Annotated in this window: 15 protein-coding genes, 1 tRNA gene and 1 pseudogene; 7 read left to right on the forward strand and 10 right to left on the reverse strand. The window is 63.3% G+C overall.

Annotation, left to right across the window (positions count from 1 at the left end; all coding sequences use genetic code 11):
- The first annotated feature begins 183 nt into the window (after positions 1-183).
- Positions 184-1,479: a lipopolysaccharide biosynthesis protein gene (locus ACYG9Y_RS20895; protein ID WP_023707966.1), complete on the forward strand. Its 1,296-nt coding sequence runs from the start codon at positions 184-186 to the stop codon at positions 1,477-1,479.
- Here ACYG9Y_RS20895 and ACYG9Y_RS20900 read toward each other — a convergent pair.
- The 3 genes from ACYG9Y_RS20900 to ACYG9Y_RS20910 are packed head-to-tail and all read right to left on the reverse strand — an operon-like array spanning position 1,476 to position 4,359.
- On the reverse strand, positions 1,476-2,399 hold the full coding sequence (locus tag ACYG9Y_RS20900) for a DUF6492 family protein (protein ID WP_023738244.1): 924 nt from the start codon (positions 2,397-2,399) through the stop codon (positions 1,476-1,478). The two genes, ACYG9Y_RS20895 and ACYG9Y_RS20900, sit on opposite strands and share 4 nt — an antisense overlap.
- A complete protein-coding gene (locus ACYG9Y_RS20905; protein ID WP_023715617.1) occupies positions 2,396-3,190 on the reverse strand; it encodes a WecB/TagA/CpsF family glycosyltransferase in 795 nt (264 codons plus the stop codon). The genes ACYG9Y_RS20900 and ACYG9Y_RS20905 overlap by 4 nt, the downstream gene beginning before the upstream one ends.
- On the reverse strand, positions 3,187-4,359 hold the full coding sequence (locus ACYG9Y_RS20910; protein WP_023715616.1) for a glycosyltransferase: 1,173 nt from the start codon (positions 4,357-4,359) through the stop codon (positions 3,187-3,189). Before ACYG9Y_RS20910 ends, ACYG9Y_RS20905 begins: the two co-directional genes overlap by 4 nt.
- A 172-nt stretch (positions 4,360-4,531) precedes the next feature.
- Between ACYG9Y_RS20910 and ACYG9Y_RS20915 the strand changes: the two genes are divergently transcribed.
- The 3 genes from ACYG9Y_RS20915 to proC all read left to right on the forward strand — a co-directional run bounded on the left by ACYG9Y_RS20915 (position 4,532) and on the right by proC (position 7,721).
- The gene (locus ACYG9Y_RS20915) at positions 4,532-5,530 is read left to right on the forward strand and encodes a glycosyltransferase family 2 protein (RefSeq protein WP_023692395.1); all 999 of its coding nucleotides are present in this window, start codon (positions 4,532-4,534) and stop codon (positions 5,528-5,530) included.
- Positions 5,499-6,818, forward strand: coding sequence for an O-antigen ligase family protein (locus ACYG9Y_RS20920; protein ID WP_023738243.1), 1,320 nt, complete (start codon positions 5,499-5,501; stop codon positions 6,816-6,818). Before ACYG9Y_RS20915 ends, ACYG9Y_RS20920 begins: the two co-directional genes overlap by 32 nt.
- A gap of 87 nt (positions 6,819-6,905) precedes the next feature.
- Entirely contained in the window at positions 6,906-7,721 is an 816-nt protein-coding gene (proC, locus tag ACYG9Y_RS20925) for a pyrroline-5-carboxylate reductase (RefSeq protein WP_023738242.1), read from the forward strand.
- 22 nt (positions 7,722-7,743) lie between these two features.
- On the opposite strand, the pseudogene ACYG9Y_RS20930 reads toward proC, so the two are convergent.
- From ACYG9Y_RS20930 to ACYG9Y_RS20960, 7 genes and pseudogenes are all read right to left on the reverse strand, one after another.
- A pseudogene (locus tag ACYG9Y_RS20930) lies at positions 7,744-8,642 on the reverse strand (MBL fold metallo-hydrolase).
- Positions 8,643-8,895: 253 nt separating this feature from the next.
- Entirely contained in the window at positions 8,896-9,288 is a 393-nt protein-coding gene (locus ACYG9Y_RS20935; RefSeq protein ID WP_023738240.1) for a type II toxin-antitoxin system VapC family toxin, read from the reverse strand.
- The gene (locus tag ACYG9Y_RS20940; RefSeq protein ID WP_023738239.1) at positions 9,288-9,530 is read right to left on the reverse strand and encodes a type II toxin-antitoxin system VapB family antitoxin; all 243 of its coding nucleotides are present in this window, start codon (positions 9,528-9,530) and stop codon (positions 9,288-9,290) included. The genes ACYG9Y_RS20935 and ACYG9Y_RS20940 overlap by 1 nt, the downstream gene beginning before the upstream one ends.
- Before the next feature lie 80 nt (positions 9,531-9,610).
- Positions 9,611-10,924, reverse strand: a complete 1,314-nt coding sequence (locus ACYG9Y_RS20945; RefSeq protein WP_023738238.1) for an NAD(P)H-dependent oxidoreductase — start codon at positions 10,922-10,924, stop codon at positions 9,611-9,613.
- Positions 10,925-11,076: 152 nt separating this feature from the next.
- Positions 11,077-12,471: a multicopper oxidase family protein gene (locus ACYG9Y_RS20950; protein WP_023738237.1), complete on the reverse strand. Its 1,395-nt coding sequence runs from the start codon at positions 12,469-12,471 to the stop codon at positions 11,077-11,079.
- A gap of 180 nt (positions 12,472-12,651) precedes the next feature.
- The gene (locus tag ACYG9Y_RS20955; protein WP_023738236.1) at positions 12,652-16,497 is read right to left on the reverse strand and encodes a caspase family protein; all 3,846 of its coding nucleotides are present in this window, start codon (positions 16,495-16,497) and stop codon (positions 12,652-12,654) included.
- A gap of 389 nt (positions 16,498-16,886) precedes the next feature.
- Positions 16,887-16,961 (reverse strand) — tRNA-Thr (locus ACYG9Y_RS20960).
- Positions 16,962-17,111: 150 nt separating this feature from the next.
- Here ACYG9Y_RS20960 and ACYG9Y_RS20965 point away from each other — a divergent pair.
- The 3 genes from ACYG9Y_RS20965 to ACYG9Y_RS20975 all read left to right on the forward strand — a co-directional run bounded on the left by ACYG9Y_RS20965 (position 17,112) and on the right by ACYG9Y_RS20975 (position 19,343).
- Entirely contained in the window at positions 17,112-17,306 is a 195-nt protein-coding gene (locus tag ACYG9Y_RS20965; protein ID WP_023738235.1) for a hypothetical protein, read from the forward strand.
- Between the two features lie 142 nt (positions 17,307-17,448).
- Entirely contained in the window at positions 17,449-18,741 is a 1,293-nt protein-coding gene (murA, locus tag ACYG9Y_RS20970; protein WP_023738234.1) for a UDP-N-acetylglucosamine 1-carboxyvinyltransferase, read from the forward strand.
- Positions 18,742-18,908: 167 nt separating this feature from the next.
- Positions 18,909-19,343 (forward strand): DUF2948 family protein, encoded by a 435-nt coding sequence (locus tag ACYG9Y_RS20975; protein WP_023692404.1) that lies wholly within the window; start codon positions 18,909-18,911, stop codon positions 19,341-19,343.
- Positions 19,344-19,356: the final 13 nt, after the last annotated feature.

The following is a 19,356-nucleotide window of genomic DNA, read 5'->3' on the forward strand; positions in this document are numbered from 1 at the left end:
CCTTCGACGGCGCAGGAGCGGCGGTCGGCCAATCGTTAAGTCACGCTAAACAGGCATGGGAAACAAAAGGTTAATTTCCGAAGTCTGCAAGTGAAAGTTTCTCGCTTCGCCACGCATTGCCGGGATCTGTAAAATGGCGTCAGAACCGCACGTTAAGCTTTCCGGATTACGGCTTTCCTCGATATGACGCAGGCCAGCGACATACCGCAAAGGCGGACACTCGCCCGCATCGGCACCTTCCTTGCCGAAAGACGGGGGCTGGTTCGCGACTATCTTTCAGCGATCAGCGGCGCCGGCGGGCGGCTGGTGTTCTCGCTCGCCTATTTCATTGCACTCGCGAACACGCTGTCGATTGCCGAGTTCGGCATGTTCGCCACCGCCTCGGCGGCCGGCGTCATGCTGTCGCGCATCCTCGCTTTCGGCTTCATCTCGGCGCTTTACCGCACAGCCACCATCCGCCCCAATCTGATCGGCACCTTCACCGCCGGCTTCCTTTTGCTTGGCGCCGTGTCCCTGCCACTGCTGGCGGCCGCCTCGTGGGGCGTCTACCTGATCTTCTTCGCCAGCACCGTTCCGCTGGCCGTCTTTGCCGCAATCGTCTTTGCAGAGGCGCTTTTGTGGCGGTCGGTCGAGGTGGTGCTGATCGTCAACAACGGGCTCGGCAAATTCGGCCGCGCCGCCGTGCTGTCGATCGTGGCCACGGCGTTCCGCGCGCTGGGCGCCGTGCTGTTCATGCTATCGGGCCAGCACAGCGTCTGGATCTGGTCGTTGTTCTACATCGGCGCCAACGCCGCCTCGCTGCTGCTGGCCTTCGGCTTCTATTATCCACGCCAGCGGCTGAGGCTGCGCACCGAGCTCTATCTCAGGCGGCTTGCCGATTCGATCTATGTTGCCGGAGCCGAAGTGCTGTTCTACCTGCAGTCGGAATTCGACAAGCTGCTCGTGCTGGCGATCGGCGGGCCGCATCTGGCCGGTATCTATGCCATCATCATGCGGCTGGTCGACCTGACGGCAATACCGATCCGCACCTTCTCGATGATGCTGGTGCAGAAGATGATGCGGGCGCCGGAGCTGTTGTCGCGACTGCGGGTCAAGAGCGGTATCGAAGCCGGCGTGTTCCTGGTGTCGACATTGGCGCTGGCCGCACTCGGCATCGTGCTGCATTTCTTCCCCAATGCACTTGGCCGGAATGTCGCCGAGGCGTCGCCCTTGGTGGCATTGGCAATCGGCGTGCCGGGACTGCGCAACCTGGTCGAATACCAGGCCGAGCTGCTGTTCGCGCGCGGCCAGACCGCGCTCAGGGCGCTCAACCTCGGCCTGCTGGCGGGGCTGAAGGCGGTGCTGTTGACCTATGTGCTGACCACGATTGCCGACACGCCCAGGCTTGTCGTATCGCTCAATGTCGTCTTCCTGCTGCTCTATCTCGCCTCGGCGCTGCTGACCTATTCGGCGCTGCGCAAGCCCGCCAAGGCAATCTAAGCCAATCCGATCAAGCGGCGGATGCGGCCAATATCGGTGCCGATGAAGGATTGCATGCCGATCGCCACCTGCCCCGGTGCCATGGCGGCGACGAAGCTGCGGAATTCGTCATCCGACAGCGCCTCCCCGGTCCAATGCACGCGGCAGAATTCCTCCGAGCCGTGGAAATGGCCGGCGCCCCCCAGCACATCGTCGACATAGCGGCCATAGATCATGCATTCGGAGAACCGGCGCACTGAAGCGATGACCTCGACCCAGCCGCGCGCGTGCACCTTCTCGATCTCGGCGCACATCGCCGTCACGGTCTGACGGCGCCAGGCGATCAGCGTCGAAATATAGTCGTGGTTCGAAACCTCGGATGCATCGATACCAATCGCCGAGGCCGCATTGCGCGACCAGATGCGATGCTCGTCGTGACCGTCGCTCGACAGCACGCCGTCGCGCCGGAACAGCCGCACCTTGCCGTCGCGCCAGAAGGCGCTCAGATCGAATGGCTTGAGGAAGGCGACGTCGGAATCGCAGAAGACCAGCACGTCTTCTCCAGCATGCGCAGCGATGGCGATGCGGCGCAGCTGCTGCACATGCCAGCCGCGCAGCGGCTGGGTCTTGAAACTGAGCCAGATGCGACGGCGAAAGAGGCTCATCGGATCGTCGAACACACGCAGCCAGCGCGGTAGCAGGTCGCGCTCGTCGACAATGCTGCGGCGGTCGTTTTCCAACTGGCGAAACAGCGCCACGTCGCGGTGCTCGACCAGAATGTAATGATGCGCCACGCCGGAGACATGGCGGTCGAAGGTCTCGCACAACAGGCGGCAGCGTTCGAAATCCGGCGCATAGCTGGCGGTCACCACCGCCGCCGTCGGCGTTTGCGGCAGGGCACCGGTCTCGGCTGCAGGGCTCGGCACGACGCGGCTGTTCACCGCAACTCTCCGGCGGGCTCGGGCCGACGCGAGAATTTCTGCCTGACGACACGCAGCAGGAACACCGGATTGCCGACGACGTAGCGGCGCCACAGCCGGCCGGGCTCGATGCACAGACGGAACAACCATTCGAGCCTCAGCTGGCGCATCCACAGAGGCGCCCGCGGCACCGTGCCGGAGAGAAAATCGAGCAGCGCGCCGACGGCGATCGGCAGCGTGCAGTGGCGGGCATCGATATGACGGGCGATCCACAATTCCTGGCGCGGCACGCCCATGGCCACAAGCAGCACGTCGGGCCGCAATGCCTCGATGCGATCGACGATCGCCTGCTCTTCGGCGGGGGAGAAATAGCCGTCATGGATGACGACGAATTCGTGCTGCACCGCCAGAGCGGCTAGCCTGACCGACGCCGCCTCGGCGTTGGCGCGGGTGGCGCCAAGCAACCCGACGGTCAGCGGCCTCGCCGATGCCTGCAGAAAGGCCGGAATGAGATCAGTGCCGTTGAGATTGTCCGGGAACGGCGCGCCGTAGAGCAGCTTTGCCGCCAGATCGACGCCAACGCCGTCAGGCAGGATGAGGAAATCGTCGAGCGCCTCGGCAAAGACCGGATCGGTAGAGGCGATGTTGGCGTTGTGAGCGTTGAGAAAACTGACCTTGGTGAAGCGCCGCTCGGCAATCAGACGAGTGAGCAGCGCGATCGCGTCATCCCAGCCGATGGCAAGGACCGAAATGCCAAGGATCGTCTTCAGCGTATCGAGCCCGAAGGCGGCGCGGGCGGTGTGCATGTTCATGCAAACACCTCCTCCCCCACCGGCCCGAGCTTTTCCAGGCCGAGCCTGATGGCGGCATCCAGTGCCTTGATCTGCCGGCGATGGAAGGCGCTGCCATCGACATCCCTGACATCGGCCGCCGCTGCCTCCAGCGCGCCGGCGAAGGCGGCCGGATCGTCGGTGACGAAACAATTTGCCGGGCGATGATCGATGCCGCGCAGCGAACGGCTGGTGGCGACCGACGGCAGGCCGAGTTCGAAGGTTTCGATGGTCTTGAGCTGAACGCCGCTGCCCGCGGTGCTGATCAGTGGGATGACGGCGGCGCCGCGCACGAAATCCTGGGCGTCGGGCACGCGGCCGACAAATTCGACACCGGGATGGGCAGAGGTGATATCCGACGGCATGTTGCCGGCGACCCTGATGCGAAAGCTCCGGCGAAGATGCGGCACGACTTTTTCCAGGAACCAGTCGAGGCCGATGCGGTTCGGCTGCCAGGTCCAGGTGCCGATCAGCGCCGCGTCGCAATCGATGCGGCGCGGCTTGACCGGCTTTGGCGCCGTGGCAGTGGTCACCAGCGGCAGCACCGCCGAGCGGTCGTCGCTGGCAACGCCGAGTGCGGCGCGGTCTTCCTCGGCCAGCGTGAAGACGAAGCGAGCCCGGCGGCAGAGCCGCTCCTCCATGGTCTTGAGCAGCCTGGCCTCGCGGGCAAACAGCAGGCGCTGGAAGCGACTGTTTGCTGCTGCCGCATTCTCTTTGGCCGAACCATGTTCGACATTGTGGGCGACGAAAATCGAGGGACGGTCGGCGAACAGTTTTTCAAAGGCGCCGGCGAACTGCACCGAATTCAGGACATAGCCGTCGAAGGGACCGGCGCGCTCGATCGCGGCACGGACTTCGCTGTCGGAAACCGCGCGCAGCTTCACGGAAGCGAAGGTGAGCCCTGACAGCACCGCCTTGCCAAGCCAGGCGAGCTTCTGCCGCGCCGAGGCGCTTTCCGTGCGCACGTCGACGGCGCCGAGCACGAAGGTGTTTTCGGGGTCGCTGGGCGCCTTGCCCGGCCAGATGAAGCCAATGACGGTGACGCGCACGCCGGCGCGCCGCAAGGCGGCGATGATCGCAGCATTGGCGATCTCATAGCCCGAAGCGAGAGCGCCGTCGGGCACGATCGATGTGGCGAACAGCAGATGCATCTCACCTATCCAGGCGTCAGCCACTAGCAAAGCTGGGTGAACCCTTGATTAAATCACGCAACGCAACGGCTGAAAGGCGCGGACCGGCAGGCGCCGCTGCGAAAGGTGATTAACGAAACGTTATCGTCGCGGTGTTATCGAAAGCCAGATTCAAAACATGCGGCTGGAGCGGATGATCCCTTTGCCATCGGACGGTTCGGTTTCGATTGCGGGACGCTCTCCGGGGCTCGCCGCAGAGACGATGGAAGCCGTCGTCACGCTGCCGACCTTCAAGCGGCCGCAACTGCTGCTCGAAACGCTGGCGTCGCTCAAGGCACAGCAAACCAGCCGGCGCTTCGCCGTCATCGTCATCGAAAACGAGGCCGAGGCGCGTGAGGGCGCCCAGGCGGCCGTGCCGCTGTTCGAACGCGACGATATGAAGGGCATGGTCATCATCGCGCATGAGCGGGGCAATTGCAGTGCCTACAATGCTGGCTGGCAGACGGCGATCCTGCATTTTCCGGATTTCCGCCACCTGCTGGTCATCGACGATGACGAGATCGCCGACGCGGACTGGCTGGAGCGCATGTGCAGGACGGCGGAGACGCTTGGCGCCGACATTGTCGGTGGCCCGCAAGTGCCGGTGTTTACCGATCCTGCTCACGCCAAATGGGCCGAGCACCCGGTGTTTGCGCCGCCCTATCGCCAGACCGGGCGCGTGGCCGCACTCTATTCCTCGGGCAACCTTCTGGTCGGGCGCAATGTGCTCACCATCATGGGGCCACCCTTCCTCGACCTGCGGTTCAACTTCATGGGCGGCGGCGATTCCGACTTCCTCAGCCGCTCGGCGCAGAAAGGTTTCGTGCTTGGCTGGTGCGCCGAGGCAAAGGTGCGCGAAGGCGTTCCGGCCCGGCGCGTCGAGGCTGACTGGATCCGCGCCCGATCCTTACGCAACGGTGTAATCTCGACGCTGGTCGAAAAGAAGAAGCGCGCCGGCACGCCATTCGCCGGCGCCAAGGTGTTTGCAAAAAGCCTGGCGCTGCTGATAGCCTCGCCCGTGCGCGGCGCAATCAAATTGGCGCGGACAGGATCGCTGTCGACGGCGCTTTACCCCGTCTATGTCTCGCTCGGCCGCGTGCTTGCCGAATTCGGATACGCCAATGAGCAATACAGGCAGCCTGAGAAGAACTGACGAGCTGCTGCTGGGCGGCATCGTCACCCGCAACAGTGTGGCGACGGCGATTGCCGCGCTGTTATTTGCCGTCGTCATCGTGTCGTTCCGGCCGTTTCAGCCGGCAGGCGCGGAACTGACCGGCGACGGCGGCGACATCGTCAACCAGCTCGGCTTCAGTTCGCTCGGCGCCATTTCGATCTTCTCACTGCTGACGTTCGCCGACCCCAAGATGGTGCGCTCGCTGCTCAGCCCGTCCTGGATCCTGATGCTCGGCTTTTTCATGCTTTCGGTCATCAACGCGACCGACCCGTCCTCGGCCATGCGCGCGGCCTTCTTCACGCTGCTTGGCGTTCTGACGATAGCGACGGTCCTGGTGCTGCCGCGCGACGCCGACAGTTTTTCGAAAGTCATCATATTCTGCGCGATCGTCGTTATCGGCCTGTCCTATATCGGCCTCATCGTCTTTCCGCATGAGGCCCTGCATACGGCCGATTCGCAGGAGCCCGAACATGCCGGCCTGTGGCGTGGTGTGTTCGCCCACAAGAACATTGCCGGACCAATCATGGCCTGCTTCAGCTTCGCCGGCCTCTATCTCTTCCGGCGCGGCCAGAAGTTCTGGGGCGTGGCGATCTTCGGCGCGGCGATGATCTTCATGCTGCACACCGGCTCCAAGACGACGGCCGGCCTGGTGCCGTTCTCGATCCTGATCGTCGTGCTGCCGGGCCTGATCGGCATGCGGTTCGGCACGCCGATCCTGTTTGCACTGGCGATCATTGCGACGGCCATCGGTACCTTAGGCATCGTCTTCATCCCCCCGGTGAAAGAGCTGGCGGCCACCTATTTCCCCGACCTCACCTATACCGGGCGCACGACGCTGTGGGAGTTCTCCGGCGAGATGCTGGCGAAGAAGCCCTGGACCGGCTACGGCTATGAAAGTTTCTGGGGCACGCCGCTGCTGCTCAGTCAGGACCAGCCCTTCGACCGGGCCTGGGACATCCGGACCATCGTGCATGGCCATGACGGCTATCTCGACATTGCGGTGCTGATGGGCATCCCGGCGCTGTGCGTTGCCGTCTACACTTTCGTGATCGCGCCGCTGCGCGACTACATGCGCATCCCGCCGCGCAAGGAGAACATCTATCTCGGTGACTTCTTCATGATGGTGGTGCTGTTCACGGCGCTGAACGCGTTCCTGGAAAGCTTCTTCTTCCATCGCGGCGACCCGGTGTGGCTGTTCTTCGTGCTCGGCGTGCTTGGCTTGCGGCAAGTGTCGCTGCGGCCGATCGCGGTACGCCGGCGACCTTGACCGGCTGGCCTGATCCAGCACCCCTTGAGGGGCTTTCCCGTCTGCCCGCTAGCGTCTAAGGAGAACCCTTGTCTCGGAGGGCTCTCAATGACGATCAGGCTTGTTCTCGCCGGTTGCGGCAATATGGGTTACGCCATGCTTTCGGGCTGGCTGAAATCCGGCAAGCTTGCCCCGCAAGCCGTGTTCGTGGTCGAGCCCAATGCCGAATTGCGCAAGCGCGCCGAGCACCTCGGTTGCAGTGTCGCCGCGGACGCGAACGGGATCCCCGCCGACGCAGAGCCCGACCTCGTCGTCATCGCCGTCAAGCCGCAGGTGATCCGCGACGTCACCGCCGCCTACAAGCGCTTCGGCGACGGCAGGACCACCTTCGTCAGCATCGCCGCGGGCACGCCGGTCGCCACCTTCGAGCACATCCTCGGCCATCTCGCGCCTGTTATCCGCTGCATGCCCAACACGCCGGCCGCGATCGGCAAGGGCATGATGGTGGTCTATTCCAACCCGCTGGTGACCGACGACATCAGGCGTTTCGTTGCCGAGCTGCTGTCGGCGAGCGGTGTGGTGACGACGATCGACGACGAAGGCCTGATGGACGCGGTGACGGCGGTTTCGGGGTCCGGTCCGGCCTACATCTTCCATTTCATCGAGGCGCTTACGGTTGCAGCCGAGAAGGCCGGGCTGCCGACCGAGACCGCCAGGCTGCTTGCCATGCAGACCGTCTATGGCGCTGCTGCACTCGCTGCCGAAAGCGGCGAGGAGCCCGGCGTCCTGCGCCAGCAGGTGACCAGCCCCAACGGAACCACGGCAGCCGCCCTTGCCGTGCTGATGGGCGAAGACCGGCTGACGAAGCTGCTGACCGAGGCGGTGGAAGCCGCGCGGCTGCGGTCGGTGGAATTGGGGAAGTAGCCCAGACGCTCGCGGGGCCGTATCAGCCCCACTTCATCTCACCCTTGGCGACCTTTGCGCCCAGTTCCAGGGACGAGACGTCCAGAAGATCGGGATAGCGCCGCTTCATCGCTGCAATCAGCTCGACGCTGGATTTCGCTTTTCGGCTTCCTTATTGAAAGCTTCGAGGTAGGCGCGGGTGAATTCCACGGCCGCCAGACCGTCCGGTGCACCGGCTACCTGATGGGACGGCACCACGATGTTGGGTTTGCGGGACGCGATTTCGTTGAGCGCGGCAATCCATTTCTTGCGGTCGTCTACGGTTGGCTCGTCGGCAACCCAGACATGTACGCCGGACGAGATCAGCACGCCGCCGAACACCGCTTCAAGGCTGGGCACCCAGAGATACCGCCGGTCTTTCAGATCGGCGACGGTGACGATCTCGATCTTGTTTCCTTCGATTTCAAGTGAGGTGATATCGGATGCCTCGGGAATGACGACATCCGCCAGGACCTTCGGTCCATTGTCCTTGAGCTGCGGGCCCCAGACATCCAGCTTGGCTTGCACATTGGCTTTGATGGCCGCCACCGTCGCAGCGGCCGCGATGATCTTGGCGCCGGGGAAAGCATCCGCGACGGGACGCAGGCCAAAATAATAGTCAGGGTCGCTGCAGCTGACATAGATCGTGGTCAGGGTCTTGCCCGTCGCCTTGATCGCATCCGCGACCGCACGGCCATCGGACAGGGTAAATCCGCCGTCGAGGAGGATGGCTTCTTTTTCCCCGGTCAGCAGCACCGGCGTGCGGCGGAAACCATTCTCGTCAGCCTGAAAATGGGTCCATTCCAGCTTGGCGGCGGCCTTGGCTGCAAAAGCCAGAGGCTGAAGCATGGCAACCATGCCCGTTGCCAGAAGGGTTTTCATCGTCTCGCGTCTTGTCCAAATGGTTTGCAAGATTTCAATCCTCAATGGGGGTTCAACTGATCGAGATTGGCATCTCGGCATCGTTTGAAAAACCCGGATCAAAAAGGATCACACAATGGCAGCCGATGGTCTGCGTCGTCAGCACGAGCGCAATGATCAGGCGTGTTGCGCGACCAGGTCAACAGCCCATGGCGCGAGCGCGGCAGCATTTGGCCTGCTGGGCGGGAGCGGCTGACGAAGCTGCTGGCCGAATCGTGGAACTGGGGGAGTAGGATCAGGCCAGATCGGTGTGGGAAAAGTCTTTCCCTTTGTAGAGTAAGGGCATCCCACAGCTTTTTGCCGAGGCATATGACAGGCAGTCAGCGAGATTGAGCTGAGCCGGGTGGCCGCGACGTTTGCCATAGTTCGAAAAAGCCTGGATCGCGAGCTTGGCATCACCGATTTCGATCGGAACCACCTCGATCTCGGCCTCACGCAGGAAGTCCTCTATCGCCTTTTCGGCGAAGAGCGGCTCCACCACCAACTTCGATGAAAGCCGCATCGCCGCTTCGAGCACGACCAGCGGAGATGTTATCCGTATCGAGGCCTGCCCGATCCGGCGGCTCCAATCGGCGGCGTCTTCCTCTCCGGCGAGGACAGCGATCACCACCGAGGTGTCGATGAACATCAGGAATGTCCCCACATCTCGTCGATCTCATCCTTAGTCAAATCCCTGCCGCCGCTTCCCGCCTTGGCCTTCAGATCGTTCGATATGGCGGCCAGCCGCTCAGCCAGCGGAACTCGTCCACGTTCGCGCTGAAGCTCGGATTCGAGCGCCTCGATCACCGCCTCGGTCATTGAAATCTTTCGCTTTTCGGCAAGCTGCCGGGCGAGGTCACGGGCGCGCGGGTCTCTGATCTGGAGATTCATCCTGGAAGCCTCCGTTCGGTGCCACTACAACATAGGGAGTTGTCATGACAAGGCCAGCCCGACTGGCCTGTCATCCAATCTCAGCTCCCGTACAGCATCTCATCCTGCAGCTTGCGCAAAGCGAACAGCCTGGTCGTGCGGTCGGGTGTGGCGTTGTCGGTGGTGATGAGCTCGCCCTTCCTGACCGGCTTCAGCACCTTGCCGCCTTCGAGCAGGCCGACCGGCACTGCCAGATTGGCGCGCGCCTCTTCGACGGTCATGGTCCAGGAGCGGCAGCAAGTCTCGCCGATGGCATCGAAGGTCTCGCCCGTGGCGAGATCGCGCTTGGCGACCGCGCAGACCTCGGCCACCGGCTTCGGCAGCGGCACCATGTCGGGGCGGCCGTAGAGCATGATACGCGCTGCCGTCAGCGGCACTTCCAGCGAGGTCAGATGGTAGGGCCGGAAGAAGCTGTAATAGGGGCCGTGGCCGATATGCAGATCGTCCATGCGCTCGACGATGCGCGGATGCGTCGCCTCGACGATGACGAAGACCCCCGGCGCCACACCCTTGCCGATCGTGTAGTCGACAACACCCTTCTTCGACAGGATGCCGCCATCGGCGCGCGGTATCAGCACCTTGGCCAGCTGGTCGCGGTCGGCCTTGGGCCCGTGCATGCCCGGCACATCGGGCACCAGCCCGGTGGCGTTGGCGATGGCGCACATCTCGACCATGGTTTTCGAGCCGTCGACGAACTCGACCAGCATGCGCGGGTTCATGTTGCGGCGAAGGGCTTCCTCGCGATAGTCATCCGGAACGGCATCGTGGTTGAGCGGGTTGTTCTTGCCCTTGCCAGCCGAGACGATGGTGTAGCCGAGCGCGGAGGCAAACTCGATCAGCTCCATACAGCTCGAGGGCTCGTCGCCGGCGCCGACCGAATAGACGACGCCGAGCCGGTCTGCCTGCTGCTTGAGGTAGCAGCCGATCGTGACGTCGGCCTCGACATTCATCATCACCAGGTGCTTGCCGTGCTCCATCGCCTTCAAGTCGAAATCGGCGGCGACACCAGGCTTGCCGGTGGCGTCGATCACGACGTCGATCAGCGGATTGGTGACCAGCATCTCGTTCGAGGTGATGGCGATTTTCCCGGCCTCGATCGCCGCGGTGACTTTCGAACCCATGTCGGCCTCGACCGCCATCGCCTCGTCGCCATAGGCGATGCGGATGGCGTCGCGCGCCGTGTGCGGACGCCGCGTCGAGATGGCGCAGATCTCGATACCGGGCATCAGCATGCCTTGCGTGACCAGGTCGGTGCCCATTTCGCCGGAGCCGATGACGCCGATGCGCACCGGGCGGCCCTCGGCGGCGCGCCTGGCGAGATCGCGGGCCAGTCCGGTCAGGGCGACATTGGTCATGCAAGCGTGTCCACGGCTTCTTGATTGCAGGCGGGAATAGCAGGGAACGGCCCCGCTTTGCCAACGAAACCAGCGGACGGCGGCAATTTCTCCGGCAACAGGCCCGGCAGGTGAGGCCAACCCCAGTAGAGGCTGATTGACCCGCCTCGGCGTCAAACCACCCTGATATAGCTCGTCATGCCGGTTTTCTGATGTTCGATGATGTGGCAGTGCAGCAGCCAGTCGCCGGGATTGTCCGCGACGAAACCGAGCTGAACCTTCTCGTTGGGCTGCATGAGATAGGTGTCGGAGATGACCGGCTGAACCTGGCGTGTCGACGACGACAGCACCTTGAAGCTCATGCCGTGCAGATGCATCGGATGCGATTGCGGCGTCAAATTCTCCATGTCGATGACATAGCTTTTGCCGAGCTTCAGCTCGGCCAAAGGCGCGGTCGGGTCCGGCGTGTCGCCCGGCCACGGTACCTTGTTGATGGCCCAGAAGGAGTAGCCTAGCGTGCCGCATATGCTGTCGCTCGGCACGTTTTCCGCCGTGGCGCTGAGCGAGAGCGCGATGTGTTTCGCGCTGGCGAGATCCACCTCCGGCACCGGGTTGGCTTCCAGCGGTGCGAGGTCGCGCAAATCGCGCTTGAGCGAGCTGCCGGTGGCGCGCAAGGTGGCGAGGACCTTGGGTTTGGTGCCTCTGATGTCGCCCAGGCTGACGATCGCGCCCTCCTGGTCAGGCATGCGGATGGCGAGCTCCATGCGCTGCCCCGGTCCGAGCAGCAAAGCATCGGGCGCAAAACGCTGCGGCACCGGATTGCCGTCCAGCGCGATGACCGCGGCCTCCCCACGCTCGACGCGAAAGGCGTAGATGCGGGTGACATCGGTGATGGCGACCCGCAGCCGCACCAACCCGCCGGCCGGCGCGTCGAATTGCGGCTGGTCGAGCCAGTTGGCGGTGCGCACCGTGCCATAGGTTCCGGTTTTTGCGGCATCGCGCGGCCGGAATTGCTGGATGAACTGCGCGTCGTCGCCGAGGCGCCAGTCGCGCAGATTGACGATTGCCTCCGCATCGAATTTCGGATCGCCCGGGTTTTCGACCACGATCACGCCGGTCAGGCCGTGGCCCATCTGCTCCAGCGTGTTGCAATGCGGGTGATACCAGAACGTGCCGGCGTCGGGCGGGGTGAAGGCGTAGTCGAAATGATCGCCGGTGTAGACGTAGGGCTGAACCAGGAAGGGAACACCGTCCATCTTGTTTGGAACGCGAATGCCGTGCCAATGGATGGTCGTGGGGTCGTCGATGGCGTTGACGAGACGCGCGGCAAAGGGCTCGCCCTTTTTCATCCTGAGCACCGGCGGCATTCCGGCCTCTCCATAAGTCAGCACATCGCGGGTCTGGCCGATATCCATGAACCTGGCCTGGATCTTTGCCGTCTTGAGCACCACCGGCTCCGGTGCGGCCGCGGCCCAGCCACCAAGCCTGGCCATCGCTGCAAGGCCGATCCCACCAGCGCCGGCAACCGCAGCCGTTTTCAAAAGCCTGCGGCGGGTGAGTAAGGTCATCTGGCGCTCCAACGGAATATGATTACCTGCCGCCCTGAATGACGGGGGGCGACCGGCGCACAAGCCGATACTGCCACATCGCATCTCTGTCACGCCATGGCGAGCCGGTGACATGCTTGCACAACAGCGTGAACGCTGGCGTGCCCACCATTCGCCCGCATCCGGGAGCGCGGGCTCGGATTAATGCAACTCGGCCAGCAACGCCTGTGCCTCGGCGAGGTTCTTTTCGGAACCGGCGGCGAGATCGTCCATCTTCTTGTCACGGAAGATGACGAGCGCGTCCTGGCATGCGGCGATCGCTTCCTGTGCCATCGCCTTGTCCTTGTAGGCGGCGCCCAGATCGACCAGCACGTCGCACAGGCTGTCCTGCGTGAAGGCGACAGCCGGCACCGAATTGATCTTCTTTTGCACCACGATCGCCTCGCGCAGGACCAACACCGCCTCCTCGAAATGCGCGACATTGTTTTCGGCGCGGCCGGCCATGGTCAAGGCATAGCCCATCTCGTTGCGCGCATTGGCCCAACGTTCGGGATCGCGGTCGCGACCGAGCTGCTCGGCAAGCGCCCGGTTGACGACAATCGCCTCCTCGTACAATTCAGCCGAAGGCTCGCGGGCCGCGATCATGCCCAGCGTCTGCGCGAGACTGGTCTGGTTGGTGATCCAGAGATCGGGATCGCGGGCGATCGTTCGCACCGTGGCGAGGTCGCGGTAGATCTGAGCGGCTCGTTTCAGCTTGCCGACATCGTTCGCCCAGTAACCAAGACTCGACAGCCCGCCGGCGAGATTGTTCTGATTGTTCTCCCAGACAGCCAGCGCATTCTCGCGCGTTACCACGCTGAGCGCTGCGTCATAGGCGGCAATCGCGCGGGTGAGCAACTCGACGTCCTTGCCGTCCGCGGCCATCAGCAAGGCATTGCCGATATCGCCCTTGGTGCGCGCCCATTGCATGCGGTCGGGAAAACCGTCGTAGATCCGCGCTGCCGTCTCGAAGCTCTCCACGGCCTTGGCGTAGAACGTGGCGTCGCCACCAATCCGGCCCTGGCTGTAGCGGGCAAAGCCGAGCTCGTAGTTGATATTGGCCCACTCCTCCGGGTCGGCGTCCTTGGAGTAGGCGGGGAGCGCGGCTTCCAGCATGTCGGCTGCTTGCGCCAGCAAGTCCAGGTTGGATGTATTGTCGCCCAGGATCGACAGGGTCTGGCCGAGCACGCGGCGCGTCTGGCCGATCTCCGTGACATCACCGCCTTTCGTCTGCCCGTCGAGCGCCGCCCGCAGCGCGTCGACCGATTGCTGCAGCAGTAGATCGTCAGAGGCCAGCTTGCCTGACATCATCAATGCGCAGCCGAGGCGGAATTCCGTCTTGGCCCAATTGGCTGGGTCCTTGTCGCGGGTGCGAACCCTGAGCACCTGACCGTAGACATCGATCGCCTGCCGCAGGATCGAGATGTCCCCCGCGCGTTCGCCCCAGTTCGACAGCGTGCCTGCAAGGCTGTAGCCGATCGAAGCGAACTCGCGCGGCGCGGCGGTTGCGGTATAGACCTCCCATGCCTGATGATACGCGGTCACCGCCTGAATGTAGTAATCGGTTCCCGTATCGAGATCGCCGAGCGTGTCGTTGACCGATCCCAGATTCTGCTGCAGCGAAGCCCAGTCAAGCGGCAGTTTCTCACGCGGATATTCGGACAGAGCGGCCTGGTACGCGGTGGCTGCCTGCATCAGCAGTTCCTTGTTCTTCTGCTTGGCGCCGAGGCGCTGCAAGGCGTTGCCGAGCGTCAGCTGGCCGTTGGCCCAGCTCGCCGCGGCGTGCTCGCGCGTCCAAACCGTAAGCGATGCCAGGGCGGCGTCGCGCGCCTGCTCAAGCGTGGCGACATCGCCGTTAATGGTTCCGATCGATTCCAGCGCCGTGCTCAGATTATTCTGGATTGTCGCCCATTGCGCCGGCGCGCGTTCCCTGGTCATTTCGCCGGTCGCCGCCTGATAGGCAGCAACCGCCTGCTGCATGGTCGCGATATCCTTTTCGCGCTCACCGAGGCGGTAGAGCGCAGCACCCAGATTGACCTGGCTCAGCGCCCAGTCGAGCGGCACGCGCTCTCTGTTGTATTCCGTCAATGCCGCACGATGCGCTTCGATTGCGGCGCGAAAACTGTCCGATGTGGTCTGGCGTTCGCCGATCTCGGACAGCACGATGCCGAGATTGTTCTGCGTCGCGGCCCATTCCAACGGCAGTTTCTTCGACGACTGCACCTCGAGCGCCGAGCGAAAGGCCGCAACCGCCCGCTCCAGCAGCGCGGTGCCGTTCTCGCGCTGGCCGAGCCGCCAGTAGACCGTGCCCAGATTGCCATAAGTCGATGCCCAGTCGTCAGGGTAGGCGTCATGCGTATAGACGGTCAGCGCCTGCTCATAGGCGGCAGCTGCCTTGTCGAGGTTTTCGCGGCCGGCTTCCCGTTCGCCCAACGTAGCAAGCGTGGCGCCCATATTGTTCTGGGTGGCCGCCCAAAGCAGCGGCAACTTTTCGCGGGTGACATAGGTCAATGCCTGTTCATAGGCTGTCAGGGCCTGGGCGAGATACGCATTGTCGCCGGAGAAATCCCCTTGTTCTGACAGAGCGTTGGCCTCTGCCGCCTTGTAGTAGAACGCGTCCTCATCGCTCCATTTGGAGGCCTGTTCATAGGCCTTGGCGTAATCCTGCGCCGCCTCCTTGAAGTTGAAGGAGATTTCATAAGTCCTGGCACTGCTGGCGAAGACCTTTGCGAATTCCAGCCGCTTTGCCTTCACCTCGGCCTCGGCCTGGTCGACCGTTGACGACAGTTCGCCGATGCGGGCCTTGGCCTGCTCGTTGAATTTCTGCGCCGCTTCGAGCGCGCCTTCCTGAACCGCCTGTTCGGCGAGTTTCGATAGCCTGGCAATTTCGGGGTCCGGGTTTTTCAAAGTCTCGCGTTCAGCCAGCACCTGTTTCAGCCGTTCGGTCTGGCCACGCAGCAGCTTGTCGAGCTCAGCCGGATCCTTGGGTATGTCGACGCCTAGCGCCTTCAGCATGGCGTAGAGCCCATCCATCGGCACCTTGCCGTCACGCGATATGGTTTCGATCTGGCGACGCTCCGGGTCAGGCAGCGTCGAGATGGTCAGCAGCAGCTGGCGCCGCTCGCTGAGGATTTCGCCCTCATCGCCTTTCGGCGCCTCGGCGGGGGTGCCGAAATAGAGCAGCCTGCGCAGGCTCTCATTGACCCAGGGCCGCTGCTGGCCGTTGGTCTTGAGATAGACCTCCTCGCCGATCATGCGCAAAACGGTGCCGAATTCCTCGCCGCCCATCGTGTCGATGTGGCGCAGGATCGCCGCCGCATATGGGCTGTTGCCGTCGGCCGGACCGTCGAGCGCAACTTTACCGGGTTCGGCGGCAAAGGCGATGACCTGGCCGAGGCTGTCGTCGGCAGAGCCCTTGGCCTGGTCTCCCGACTTGAACGCAACGACGCCGCGCGTTTCGCCGAGGCCGCCCGCGCCGATCGGCTTGCCTTCATCATCCGGCGCCAGCTTCAAGAGCGTGCCCGGCGGGAACGGATCGTTGCGGCAGGCGTCGAGCAACACGATGGTGACCGGCACCTTGGCCTTCAGTTCGGCGACGATGGCCGACAGCGGCACCAGCTTCTCGCCGGCGTCGTCGAGCGCCGAAATGTCGGCATCGACAGGCAACAGATAATTCTCGCCGCCGGCTTCGATGCCATGACCCGAATAGTAGATGATGGCGACGTCTGCTCCCTCGGCGTCGTCGACGAAGCCTTCGAGATCGCGCCGCAATTTGCGCGCGTCGCGGTTGGTGGCGACATCGGTCTCGAAGCCGAGCTTGTCGAGCATCTCCTCGATGGCGCGGGCGTCGTTTTCCGGATTGGGCAATTTGCCGACATGCTGGTAGCCGGACTGACCGATGACCAGCGCCACGCCTTTCAGCGCCTTCGGCTCTTCAGCCCACGCAGGGAGAAGCGTGCACAGGCACAGCAGCAGTGCCGCGGCTATCGCCGCACACGCGCGCCCCATCGCACCTGCTGTTCGCCCAAAGAGCATCGTCTATCCCAAACCCGGCGATATCTTCCGCAGCCGAGATGGCATCATGATGGCCGACCGATGGCAAGTCCTTGGGCGAGCTGTGTTCTTGTCGTGGATATGCGTACGAGGCGGCTGGCTTTCAGCGTGCGAGCGGTAGTGTTCAGCATGCCGGATACGGCCAGTCCGGCCTGTTCGTGAGTTGACAGGTCCGGACTTGTTGAGCAGTCGTCCGGCCCGTAGAGCCTCTTTCTCTCAATGTTTCCGGGCGAGGGGGCCACGGTTGGATGCGCGGGATTGGCACTTTTACGTCAGCCGGCTTTTTTGGTCCGCAACGAGACCCCGACTTCGCGACTGCATCTTTTAAAATCAAAGGAATGAACTGGTGCTGCGAGAGAGGATTGAACTCTCGACCTCTCCCTTACCAAGGGAGTGCTCTACCACTGAGCTACCGCAGCCGCTGATGGCGGGGCTTCTGCCATATAGAACCGGCAAGCGCAAGGCGTCTGTGAAAGGCTTTGCCAGACAAGTTTCGCTGACATGGCGGCGCCACAATGCTAGCTATCCCTTGAACGGCAGGCCCTGCCAGTTGCGGGCGGGACGGAACGATGGACGAGAAGACAATTCCACCGAAAAAGGCTGATCCGGCAAAAAAGGACGGGACTGACCGCAAGGACCGTCTGGCCGAGCAGCTGCGCGCCAATCTCATGAAGCGCAAGACGCAAGCGCGCTCGCGGCGCACCGGTGACGCTGACCAGCGCCCGGAAGGCCTGGCGGCTGCTGAAAAAATGCACAAGGACTGACCGATATCAGCCACACTGGCCGGTCACCTTGGCCAAAGGGGCTCAGAAATCCTATTTCTTGAACCAAGCCGGCCAATGGTCTAGACGGGCCGATACTCAAACTGACGAAAACCGGCCTTTCGGGCCGAGGGGACATTCTCTCATGGATCGCATCAGAATTGTCGGCGGCAACAAGCTCGCCGGACGCATTCCGATTTCGGGAGCGAAAAACGCCGCTTTGCCGCTGATGATCGCCTCGCTGCTCACCGACGACACGCTGACGCTGGAAAACGTGCCGCATCTGGCCGATGTCGAGCAGCTGATCCGCATCCTCGGCAATCACGGCGTCGACTATTCGGTCAACGGCCGCCGCGAAAAGCAGAATGAGGGCTATTCGCGCACCATCAATTTCTCGGCCCGCAACATCGTCGACACCACCGCGCCTTACGAGCTGGTGTCGAAGATGCGGGCGTCGTTCTGGGTGATCGGCCCGCTGCTGGCCCGCATGGGCGAGGCAAAAGTGTCGCTTCCCGGCGGTTGCGCCATCGGCACGCGCCCGGTCGACCTGTTCCTCGAGGGCTTGCAGGCGCTGGGCGCCGACATCGATGTCGACACTGGTTATGTGCTGGCCAAGACCAGGAACGGCCGCCTCGTCGGCAATCGCTATGTATTCCCGAAAGTCTCCGTCGGCGCCACCCATGTGCTGATGATGGCGGCGGCGCTCGCCAAGGGCGAGACGGTGCTGGAAAACGCCGCCTGCGAGCCCGAAATCGTCAACCTCGCCGAATGCCTCAACGCCATGGGCGCAAAAATTTCCGGCGCCGGCACGCCTGTTATCACCATCGATGGCGTCGAGTCGCTGTCGGGCGCGCGCGTGCGCGTCATCCCCGACCGCATCGAGACCGGCACCTATGCCATGGCGGTGGCCATGACCGGCGGTGATGTCGTGCTCGAAGGCGCCCGCCCCGAGCTGCTGCAGACCGCGTTGGATGTGATTGCCCAGACCGGTACCGAGATCACGCCGACCAATTCCGGCATTCGCGTCCGGCGCAACGGCGCCGGCATTTCGCCGGTCGACGTAACGACGGCGCCGTTCCCGGCCTTCCCGACCGATCTGCAGGCGCAGTTCATGGGCCTGATGACCATGGCCAAGGGCAAGTCGCGCATCACCGAGACCATCTTCGAAAACCGCTTCATGCATGTGCAGGAACTGGCCCGGCTCGGCGCCCACATCACGCTGTCCGGCCAAACGGCGATCGTCGACGGCGTCGCCAAGCTGAAGGGCGCACCCGTGATGGCGACCGATCTGCGCGCCTCGGTGTCGCTGGTCATCGGCGGTCTGGCGGCCGAAGGCGAAACGACGGTCAACCGCGTCTACCACCTCGACCGCGGTTTTGAGCGGCTGGAAGAAAAGCTCTCCAATTGCGGCGCGGTGATCGAGCGGATTTCGGCTTGACCGCACGGCAGTTGCTTCAGACAGACAGGCGTCTGGTGCTGCCTTCATTCGCTACCAACACTTCAAACCCGAGGCCCTAGCCTCGGGTTGAGTTTGTGTCGCGGTTGCACGGACCGGAAAGACCGCCTAACAGAAGGCTGAAACCAACTTTCAGGTGTGCATTCGGCATGGCAGCCCTCAAACTCATTGCGCTCGACGATCAGGATCTGAGCATCGTCTCGGCTCACGTCCAGGACGCCGTGATGAAGGTCTCGGATCTCGAATACCTGCCTTCGGCCAAGCGTTTCATATTGACCATGAACCGCTTCGTCTGGGAGGCGAAGTCCGGGCTGTTCAGCCAGCACAATGAGCGGCGCCAGGCGGTGTTGCATTTCGACCGCGTGCTCGGCGCCAAGACCAGCGGCATTGCCCGCGATCGGCCGGCCGAGGTGCTGTCGCTTCTGGCAATCAGCTTTATCGAAATCAGCAAGCCGGCCGGCATCGTCGAATTGGTCTTTTCCGGCGGCGGCGCGATCATGCTCGACGTCGAATGCATCGAGGCGCGGCTTGCCGACATAGGCGGCGCCTGGGAAGCCACCTCGCGTCCGGTGCACAGGGTCTAGAGCATGATCCCAA

The sequence above is a fragment of the Mesorhizobium sp. W050 genome (genome assembly GCF_054719535.1).